This is a genomic window from Bifidobacterium vespertilionis, assembly GCF_008698145.1.
GTDB lineage: Bacteria > Actinomycetota > Actinomycetes > Actinomycetales > Bifidobacteriaceae > Bifidobacterium > Bifidobacterium vespertilionis.
This window is the reverse complement of the sequence record NZ_RZNZ01000010.1, coordinates 107,517-117,684: the sequence shown is the minus strand read 5'-3', so window position 1 is coordinate 117,684 and position 10,168 is coordinate 107,517. Positions and strand designations below refer to the sequence as shown.

Below are 10,168 nucleotides of genomic sequence, written 5' to 3'. Positions count from 1 at the left end.
GGGTGGACGGACCTCTGGTTTGCCGGTTGTCGCGCCAGTGGCATGGCCGGTTGGCTACGTTCGGAAGGGATAACCGCTGAAAGCATCTAAGCGGGAAGCCTTCTCCAAGATGAGGATTCCTTGACACTGTTATGGTGTTGTGACCCCCCATGTGGATGACGTGGTGGATAGGCCGGGTGTGGAAGCCGTGCGAGCGGTGGAGCTGACCGGTACTAACGGGGGAACGGCAATCCCATTACACACTTGTTGTGTGTGTGGTTGGGGTGTTGCCGGTGATCGTCGGATGGCATGGAATGCTGGTCGATCTGCGATACAAGTGAGTGAGAGAATGAATGGTTCGCGTCCGCTGTCCGGTTCCCGGACCGCCGCCCCCACGCGGGTGGCCGTGTTTGGTTGCTGGTGTGGTGTTGGGGTTTTGCGGTGGTCATGGCCCAGGGGTGACGCCCGGTTACTTTCCGAACCCGGTTGCTAAGGCCTGGCGCGGTGATGGTACTGCACTCGATAGGGTGTGGGAGAGTAGCACGCCGCCGCAATATTTCTTTGTTTGGCCCGGAGGGTGTTTGCCCTCCGGGCTTTTTTGTATTCCCGGGTTGGGTTTGCGCGTGTGGTTCCGAGCGAGTGGGGCGGGTTGGGGAGTTTCCGACACACTCCGCCCGGGATGACGGGGAGGGGTTGTGTTGTCATCCTGAACGCAGTGAAGGATCCTTCGCCATTGCACGTTGACCGTCCATCGTCGGTCCAGTGACTTCGTCTTCACACCTCTACAGGAGCGCCACGATGTCCTTCTCGATGTCCTCAGGCTTGGTGGTCGGTGCGTAGCGGGCTGTGACCTGTCCCTCGCGGTTGACGAGGAACTTGGTGAAGTTCCATTTGATGGCGTCGCCCAACGTGCCGCTTTTCTGTTTGCGCAGCCAGACGTAGAGCGGATCGGCGTTCCCGCCGTTCACATCGATCTTGGCGAATGTGGGGAATTCGGTGCCGTAATTGAGGCGGCAGAAAGCGCCGATCTCCTGATCGGATTCCGGAGCCTGGTTGGCGAACTGGTTGCAGGGGAAAGCCAGCACTTCGAAGCCTTCATCGTGGTGGGCGCGCCGGAGCGCCTCCAGACCGTCGAGCTGTGGGGTGAAGCCGCATCGGGTGGCCGTGTTCACCACCAGCAGCACCTGCCCGCGCCAGTTCGCGAGGCTGGTGCTGCCGCCGTCCGCGGTCGCGACGGTGAAGTCGTAGATGGAAGTCATAGCCGTTCCTTTCCCCGCAAGGTAGTCCGTTTCCTCCATTATGCCCGCTTGAGCAATGATTGGTGGGCGTCTCCAGTGGGCGTCTCCAGTGGGCGTCTTCAGTGGGCGTCTTCAGGATCAGCCGGGGATCCTTGCGATGATGGCATTGAGCTGATTGAACGATTCATCGACCTGATCGGCGGCCTGCCGTCCCTGCTCAACCAGATCGGCAATCTGCCGGGTGTGCGGCTGGGGTAGCGCGTGGATCGACGTCCGCACGCGGCTCAGCACCGCGCCGGCGTCCGCCATGTCCTGTTTGACCGACGCGATCTTGGGGATGGACAGCGTGCCGTTCGACAGGCTGGCGCCCGATAGCAGATCGGTCAGGCTGAAGTCGATCAGCGTGCCCTGGGCGGCGCTGTCGATCTTGGGCAGCGCGTTGCTCGCGGCGTCGGCGCCCGCATCCAGCATGCCGCGCACCGCCGCTACATCCGAACCGTAGTACGGCACCCATTCGGCCGCGGCCCACAATGGGCCCTGCGTTTCGTCGCGAGCGGCGATGATGTGATCGCCCGCCTGGTCCAGCTGGGCGAGGGCCTGTTTGATGTCGTTGCGGTCATATGATGCCTTCGCTTGGCTCGCGTATTCCCCGGCTTGCCGAGCCTCGTTGATCACGCGCTGCGCCGAGCGCCACAGCAGCGCCCCGGAGAGTCCCGCGGCCAGCAGCACTGCGACCAGCAGGGAGACGATGATTGCAGGAATGCGGTTGTGTTTGCCCATACCTCAAATGTACCGTGAGCGTGCGGCGCTGGCTACGTCATCCGGTGGCGCCGAGATCGCTCTACGTCATCCTGAGCGACTTGTCGTGCCATCTGTGTCATCCTGAGCGTAGCGAAGGATCCTTCGGCTCAGTGCGAAGTGGCCAAGGATCCTTCGCTACGCTCAGGATGACGTAATGCGGACTGCTCAGGATGACGAACCCGCTCAGGATGGGGAACAAGCCGATCTGCTGATCCTCCTATCATGAATCCCATGACAGTTCGCATTGCTCCCATCGAGCCGCAGTGGTTCGAGCAGAAGGCACAGGTCCAGTCCCGCGCGTGGCGGGCCCTGACGCAGGGCAACATCCCGCAGGAGATCGTGGATGCGATCACCCCCGAATTCGCGCTCACGTTGACGCGCGCGCACGCCGATGATCCCGATCAGGTCACGCTGGTCGCCCTGGATGGCGATCAGGTGGTCGGATTCGCGGAACTGCTGCGCACGCCCCGCCAGCCGATCGATCGGCCGGACGCTGCGGAACTCGCCTCGCTGTACGTGGCACCGGATCGCCATCGCCGGGGCATTGGACGCGCACTGGTCGAGGCCGGCAAGCGTGCCATCGGCAACGATCGCCTTGCCCTGTGGGTCAATGGGTTCAACGCAAACGCCCGGGATTTCTACCGTCACATCGGCTTCCACGAGACCGGTATCACCCAGACTGAGGACGTTGGCACGGAGTTTGAAATGATCGACTACGATGCCGATCATGACGACGAAGCCAGTGGCCGCAGGGCGCTCATTGTGGTGGACGTGCAGCCGACGTTCTGCGAGGGCGGCGAGCTGGGCGTGGCCGGCGGCGATCAGGTCGCGCAGCGGATTGCCTCGTACGTGCAGGCGCACCGCGCCGAGTACGAGTATATGGCGACGACGCAGGATTGGCACATCGAACCGGGTGCACACTGGTCCGATTCCCCCGACTACGTGGATACGTGGCCCGTGCACGGCAAGGCCGGCACGCCGAACGCCGAGCTGCATCCGGCCATCGCGGCGCTTGGCATTGCTCATCATTTCAAGAAGGGCCAGTACGCGGCCGCCTACTCGGGGTTCGAGGGCATCGAGGACAACACGGATCGCATCCAATCGCGCGATGAAGTGGCAACCGCGCAGTCCGAAGGCCGCACCCTCGCCAACGCGCTGAAGGCGGCGGATATCAGTCATGTCGATGTGGTCGGCATCGCCGAATCGCACTGTGTCAAGGAAACCGCGATCGACGCGGCGAAGCTCGGGTTCCGGGTTACCGTGTTCGAGGATCTGACCGTGCCGGTCAGCGAGGAGCTCGGCGTCGCCGCTCGCCGCGAGATGGCCGCGGCCGGCATCGCCTTGCTGCACAGTGACATTCTCCCGCGCTGAGCATGGTTTCCGAACTGTCGAATCGGCATCACCTGAGACCACACTTCAATGGCTTCGCGGGGTCCGATCAGCCGCGTGGCTCCAGCGGTCGGGCGCGCGGCATCATGCTCATCGCGCTGATCGTCCTCGGGGTACTGGCGTTCACCATCGTTGTCATGCTCGAAGTGCAAGCGGGCGATGTGACGCCCGAGGCGTTCCGATATTACCGGTATCAGATATTCGCGATCATCGGAGGCGGAGTCGTGCTCGCCCTCGCCGTCCTGTACAGCGTGCTGTTCGTGCGCGGGGAGAGGACATGGTGGTGGTCGCTGCGAGTCGTTTGCTTCGTTCTGTTTTCCGCGATGTGCATTGTGGGTGGATGCGTTGATCTGGACCATTGGAACCGGGACAATGCCGAAGGGCCGTTGGATGCGACCGCGACGGTGCTGTCCTGGACGTACCGCGAGGAGACCGAGGACCGTGTCGCCTCCTACACGCTCAGGGTGGTGATGCCGGACAGTGCCATCCGCGAATGGGAGCTGAGCGAGGCGGTGGGCAATGGCATGAACCCGCGGTATGGCGACAAGATCGATGTGACCTATTACCGGCTGACCAACATACCGGTGGCGATAGATCTGCAATAACCGGGTTTTGCGGCGGTCGGCATGATCGCAACACAGAATCATGATTTATTGCGCCTTCGGGGTTAGCATCTCCCGGAGCTCCACGAGCCGCACGTTTTCATCCTCGCTGGCGATTCGGGAGAGCTTCTCGGTGAAGCCACTGAGGGAGAACAGCATCAGCTGAAGTTCCTGGGGCTTGAGCTTGGCGGCCCGTGTTCGCAGCAGATCCAGCATCGATGGATCCATGGGCGCGCTCCGGAACTTGCATTCCCCTGCGATCGCCTTGAGTCCGGTCCGGTCCAGGGCCACGACGTCCATTTCATCCGTTCGGTCCCACCATCGGCCGATGCGATTGACGCGGAACGGCAGCATGCCTTGGAGACTTTCCCTCATGAGCCATGCCGCGCACATGCGCTCGAAGGCGCGGGATGCGTAGTCATGCAGCATCGGGCGCATGTTTTCCTCCCAGACGCCGTCCACATCGCCGCTGTCCAGAGCCGAACGGTTCGGATAAACGAACGTGTACCAGAAGGAGAAGTAGTCGTCCGCGAGGCGGTAGATGCCCCGCGTGCCCTTGGTATGCTCCGCGGGTTTGGCGGTGACGGGGAATTCGCGTTCGACGATGCCGACCTCGATGAGGGATGACAGGTAGAATCCCAGCGCGGTGACGGGAATGAGCGTGTGGGTGGCGATGTCGTTGAGCCGGGTGTCGCCCAGGGCGATGGCTCGTATGATCGTGCTGTATTTGGCAGGTTCCCTGAATTCCTCGCGCATGAGGATTTCAGGTTCGGAGTACAGCGCCGAGCCGCGTCGGAGGATGTATCGCTTGACGTTGTCCCCGAGGCCGCGTTCCGGGTCGAAGGTGGCCAGGTATTGGGGTACGCCTCCCAGGATCGAGTATGCCAATGCCTTGTCCTCGTCGGAGTACCCGGGGAAGAATCGTATGGCGTCCCAGTATGGCATGGGCGTCATTTTCATGATGCCCGTCGCGCGGCCGTATAGGGGCGCCTTTTCGGAGAGCAGCTCCTTTTCCATGAAGCTCATGGCGCTGCCGCACAGCACGATCATCAGGTTCGAGTGCCGTAGTTTGTGGTCCCAGAGGTTCTGCAGGATTGAGGACAGCGAGGGATCGGAGCGCACCAGATAGGGGAATTCGTCGATGATGACCAGGCGTCGTCGTCCATTCGCGGGCTCGGGCAGGTCGGTCAGGTCGCCGAGCGCCGTCTGCCAGTCGGGGTATTGCCGGAGGTATTTGCCGGCCGGGGCGCCTTCCTCGAACATGCGGCGCGAGAATTCGGTCAGCTGCTCCTGTCTGGTGCCGGTTTGGGCGGAAAAGAACAGGGTCGGCTTGCCATGCGCGAAATGCGAGAGGGTCTCGGTCTTGCCGATGCGTCTGCGGCCGTAGAGGACGATCAGCTGCGCCCGCTGGTCCTCGTAGCTGTCGTGCAGGAAACGGAGGTCGTCGTCACGTCCTATGAATGCCATGCGTCGATCATAATATATGATCACGACTATTATAAGTACAACAATTATAGACATGACTATATAAAAATAGGAGCAGGTTCCTGTCCGAAAACGTTGAATAGTAAGCAAATTGAACAGACATTGGATATTTAAAGTCTGTTGAATACTCATAAAATCAGGTATCGTGGGTTATCTGTGGTGATGCTTGTCCGTTCTAGTATTCGCTGATCGGTTGGGTGTCCAGCAGCACGCGGCGCAGGATGGCGCGCCCATATGATGGGCCGTCCGGGTCGGACAGATGATTGGGAGAATGGCGCAGCCCATCGTGCGTCTATGCTCCTTCGGCATGATTCGCCCGGGGCGAGGGTGACGTTGATTTTTTGATCCATGACGGCTATCCTGCTTGGGAACGTCCGGAAACGCCATTCATGTGAAACGTCGTGGGCCTCCCGGAATTGCTTTTGATTCGATATGCGCCGTCACCTTGGCGGCCGCTCTGAAAGCCATGGTGACATGATCGATCTGTATTCATTTCAGCACTACGACGATCTCGCATCGTCGTTCGCCTCCGGTCGCGCCTACCGTCCCTCCATGGCGTTGGCGCGCAGGTCGAAGGTCGATCGCGACCATGGCGACAGTGCATGGTGGGATGTGTTCGAGCCGGCTTATCAATGGATCATGATGGAAATGGACAGCGCGGTCGGTTGCCGGCCATCGTCGGATGCGGCGCCCGTCTGGGCTTGGGCGCGTTGGGTGGATGCGCGGGGGCGGGTCCGTGTGAAGCCGGATTTGCGGTATACGGGTTTTCGTGGTGCGTATCCCGGCTTGGATTTGGTGCATCTGCGGGTCGACGAGTCACGCGTGCTGCTGACTGATTTCGATTGTTTTCATATGGTGTTGAATGACACGTCGTGCATCCCGCGTGATCTGCCGGGGGATGATGCCGGCGACTGGTTGGACAGGCATCGGGAGGAGTCCGAGGAGTGGAAGCGCCGCAACTGGCATGACAACGTGATCGTGCCCCACGATGCCATGCCGGTTGCTTGGATTCAGGCGACCCTTTGGGAGATGCGCGAAGGCGATGTCGTGGATGTCAGGCGTTTCCCCCGGTGGTGGCGGTTGTAGATCCATGGCCTGGACAGGCAGACCCATGTGCTACACTGGCATTGCTAATTCTCAATAAGAGCGGACAAGATAGCCGCTTTGGATTGCTAGCAGTTTTACTGCAGGGGCGGGATTCATCCCGCCCCGTTCTATTTGTGCGCTATACTTGCATAAAAATAATATTGTCGTGTGCTCAGAGAAGAGAATTATGTCCGGAAAACAGTACAGGGTTGGAATTGATGTTGGCCTGAACTCCGTCGGCTTGGCGGCAATTGAAGTTGACGAGGATGGCATGCCTGTTCGCATACTCAATGCACAGTCGGTGATTCATGATGGCGGTGTTGACCCCACGAAGAATAAGGAAGCCATCACGCGGAAGAATCTTTCCGGCGTAGGACGTCGAGCGCGCCGTATGGTGCGTCGCCGTCGGCACAGGCTTGCGGAGCTGGATACCATGCTGCAGCAGTTGGGTTATCCTCTCGTGGATCCGGAAACTCTGACCAAGCCTTTTGCCCAATGGCGGATTCGTGCGGAACTTGCTGACCATTTCATTGAGAATGATGATCTACGGCGTGAGTCCATTGCTCTTGCGATCAGACATATCGCTAGGCATCGGGGCTGGCGCAACCCCTATCATCGTGTGGATTCCCTCTTGGCTGAGAATCCGTACTCCGTGTTGTATGACGAGTTGAAGAGCAGGATTGAGGAGTATGTCGGGGATCCTATTCCGTCTGGCTTGACTCCCGCGCAATTAGTCGAAGAGGCGTTGAACCGCGGATACGCGGAACCTCCAAGATTGCGTACCAGTACGAAACACGGACGTGGCTTACTGCCTGAAAAACTCATGCAGGAAGATACCGCAAACGAATTGAAATGTATCCTATCCATGCAACGAGTCGATGGTGACGAGCAGGAAAAAATTCTTCGCATGGTATTTTTCGCTGTGTCTCCCAAGGGATCGGCGGAGAAATATGTCGGAATTGATCCTTTGGACCCCTTGCAAAAGCGTGCGCTGAAAGCGTCACTGGCATTTCAACGCTATCGCATAGCCAATGTAGTGACCAACCTCAGGGTTCAAACCGGTGACGGTCAGCGACCATTGACCGTTGAGGAGAAGAACCGCGTGTTCGCTTTACTGACTGATGCAGACGTGACGGATGTGGAATGGATTGATGTAGCCGAGGCGCTTGGCGTGACACGTAGACAGATTCTTGGCGTCGGACGATTGATTGAGGACGGTGAGGAACGCATTGCTTCCAAGCCGCCACGTATGACGACCGTGCAGCGTTTGAAGGATGCTGATAGAAAAATCGCTAAGCCGTTTCTGGAATGGTGGCAATCTGTTGATGACAGCGCACGTGAATCCATGATTCGTCTACTGTCCAACACCGTCAGTTTCGAAACGGTTCGGGATGACTTGACGTATGCGGATGCCATTGCATTCATTGACACTTTGGACGATGATGGATTGCTGAAGCTGGACACCATCGATCTTCCTTCCGGGCGTGCCGCCTATGGTGAGAAAACTCTGCGGGCGCTCACTGACCGCATGCTGAACACCGATGAAGACTTGCATGAAGCGCGCAAGTCAGTATTCGGGGTGTCGGATACATGGCATCCTCCCGTTGATCCGATTGGAGCCCCTCTAGGCAATCCGTCAGTGGACAGAGTGCTGAAGATAGTCAATCGGTGGCTGCTTGCGTGTGTCAAACGTTGGGGTGCTCCGCAAAGCATCCAGATCGAGCATGTTCGTTCGGGCTTCGATTCCGTGGCGACAGCACGTCAATATGAGCGACGAACGGGGAAACGTAGCGAATATCGAAACGTTCTTGCAACAACGCTGAAGAGTGATGAGCATTTGGACCGCATACGTGATGCGGATATTCGTAGGATTGAAGCGATACAACGGCAAAACGGCGAGTGTCTGTACTGCGGTAAGCCGATTGCGTTCAGTGCCTGCGAGATGGACCATATCGTTCCGAGACAAGGCGTTGGGTCTACGAACACACGTACCAATTTGGCAGCCACGTGCATTTCCTGTAACCGTTCCAAATCGAATACACCCTTTGCGCTTTGGGTGCAAAGCGAAGCTGCTCGGAATCTTGGCGCCAGCCTTGCCGGTGCTGTGAAACGCGTAAATCATTTCACGCGTGAGGTGCAGCTCTATGATGCCGGAGCTTGGAGAAACTTCAAACGCGAAGTGGTCAGTCGGCTGAAGCAAACCGAAGCTGACGAAGCAATCGATAACAGGTCCATCGAATCCGTGGCCTGGATGGCCGACGAATTGCACCGCCGAATTGACGGATATTTCAATCGTAATGATAAATTCGATACTCAAGTTGCGGTCCATGTTTTTCAGGGACATGTCACGGCATCCGCGCGTCGTGCCGGCGGCATCGAAGGTGGAATCCACTTCTTTGCCACGAAGCATAAGACGAGGTTGGATCGCAGGCACCATGCGGTTGATGCATCGGTCATTGCCATGATGCGGCCATCTGTGGCGCAGACACTGATGGAACGTGAGTCTTTGAGGGAAGCACAACATATAGCCGGTCTGGACCGCATGAAACAGAGCTGGAAGGCGTATCCGTCAGCAGGATGCGTGGGATATGTCCCATTCCAGCAATGGAAAAAGACAATGGATAAGTTGCTTGCATTGCTTAACGATGCCTTGGATGCTGACCGAGTTGTCGTTCGTCAGCCGACAAGACTATCTTTGGGAAATTCCGTTGCGCATGATGCCACCATTCATCCTCTGATGATGGAGCGTCTGGGGGATGCCCTGGATGTCGAATTGGTACGTCGTGCGTCTACCCCTGCGTTATGGTGCGCGCTTACCCGTCTTCCTGATTATGATCAGAAATTCGGTTTGCCAAGGAACGAGCATCGTACCATTTCAGTGCATGGTGAAGTGTATGGTCCGGATGATGAAATCGGTTTCTTCAAATCGTCTGCGGCACAAATCGAGGTGCGAGGAGGTTCTGCGGATATTGGTTCGGCAATGCACCATGCTCGTATCTATCGATGCTGGAAGACCAATGCCAGAGGAGTTCGTAAGTACTGGTATGGCATGATCCGCATCTTTCAGGTGGACTTGTTGCGAGCAAGCAGGCAGGATTTGTTCACTTACCCGTTGCCTCCGCAGTCGGTATCAATGAGGTATGGTGAAGTCCGTACCGTACAGGCCATACAAAGTGGGAATGCTGAGTACGTTGGTTGGCTATGTGTAGGTGATGAGTTGCATGTTGACCTCTCGAAGGAGGTACTTGGCGGTCAAATCAAAGATTTTGCTGGTTGGTGCGCAGCTCAGGGCATACCGGGAATCGCAAATTCGTGGGTGATCGATGGGCTATTTGCAGAGGCCAAATTGCGGTTGCATCCCCGTACGTTGGCTTCGGAAGGCTTGGTGAAGTTCCGGGATATCCAGCCAATCCCTGATGGTGTGGTAAAAATTGTTAGCGGTGCAGGTTGGCTGCCCTCGATTGACGTGCTGGGTAGGATGGGCCCAGCTGTCATTCGTCGTAATGTATTGGGCGAGCCTCGGTGGCATTCGAGTAACGGTTTGCCGTGTTCTTGGAGTTGGGCTCCGGAAGAAGAAGGCTGATTGTC

7 protein-coding genes, 2 rRNA genes and 1 pseudogene are annotated in these 10,168 nt (G+C 58.1%); 7 read left to right on the top strand and 3 right to left on the bottom strand.

Features of this window, described 5'->3' with window-relative positions:
• Window positions 1-236: ribosomal RNA gene (locus tag EMO90_RS08245) — 23S ribosomal RNA — on the top strand; the annotation flags it as partial.
• Between the two features lie 180 nt (window positions 237-416).
• Window positions 417-533, top strand: a 5S ribosomal RNA gene (rrf, locus tag EMO90_RS08240).
• Window positions 534-761: 228 nt separating this feature from the next.
• Here the strand turns inward: rrf and EMO90_RS08235 are convergent.
• Window positions 762-1,238, bottom strand: a complete 477-nt coding sequence (locus tag EMO90_RS08235; RefSeq protein WP_150353916.1) for a glutathione peroxidase — start codon at window positions 1,236-1,238, stop codon at window positions 762-764.
• Window positions 1,239-1,355: 117 nt separating this feature from the next.
• A complete protein-coding gene (locus EMO90_RS08230; RefSeq protein ID WP_150353917.1) occupies window positions 1,356-1,997 on the bottom strand; it encodes a moaA protein in 642 nt (213 codons plus the stop codon).
• 243 nt (window positions 1,998-2,240) lie between these two features.
• On the opposite strand from EMO90_RS08230, the pseudogene EMO90_RS12160 reads away from it, so the two are divergent.
• The 3 genes and pseudogenes from EMO90_RS12160 to EMO90_RS08220 all read left to right on the top strand — a co-directional run.
• Window positions 2,241-2,735, top strand: a pseudogene (locus tag EMO90_RS12160) (N-acetyltransferase family protein); the annotation flags it as partial.
• A complete protein-coding gene (locus EMO90_RS08225; protein ID WP_150354000.1) occupies window positions 2,724-3,389 on the top strand; it encodes an isochorismatase family protein in 666 nt (221 codons plus the stop codon). The pseudogene EMO90_RS12160 and the gene EMO90_RS08225, both read left to right, overlap by 12 nt.
• Window positions 3,390-3,544: 155 nt before the next feature.
• The gene (locus tag EMO90_RS08220) at window positions 3,545-4,012 is read left to right on the top strand and encodes a hypothetical protein (protein ID WP_150353918.1); all 468 of its coding nucleotides are present in this window, start codon (window positions 3,545-3,547) and stop codon (window positions 4,010-4,012) included.
• Window positions 4,013-4,057: 45 nt separating this feature from the next.
• Here the strand turns inward: EMO90_RS08220 and EMO90_RS08215 are convergent, their stop codons facing one another.
• Complete coding sequence (locus EMO90_RS08215) at window positions 4,058-5,476, bottom strand: ATP-binding protein (protein WP_150353919.1); 1,419 nt, start codon at window positions 5,474-5,476, stop codon at window positions 4,058-4,060.
• A gap of 492 nt (window positions 5,477-5,968) precedes the next feature.
• Here EMO90_RS08215 and EMO90_RS08210 point away from each other — a divergent pair, with 492 nt between their 5' ends.
• Window positions 5,969-6,580, top strand: coding sequence for a DUF3841 domain-containing protein (locus tag EMO90_RS08210; protein WP_150353920.1), 612 nt, complete (start codon window positions 5,969-5,971; stop codon window positions 6,578-6,580).
• A 187-nt stretch (window positions 6,581-6,767) separates the two neighbouring features.
• Window positions 6,768-10,163, top strand: a complete 3,396-nt coding sequence (cas9, locus tag EMO90_RS08205) for a type II CRISPR RNA-guided endonuclease Cas9 (protein ID WP_190971989.1) — start codon at window positions 6,768-6,770, stop codon at window positions 10,161-10,163.
• Window positions 10,164-10,168: the final 5 nt, after the last annotated feature.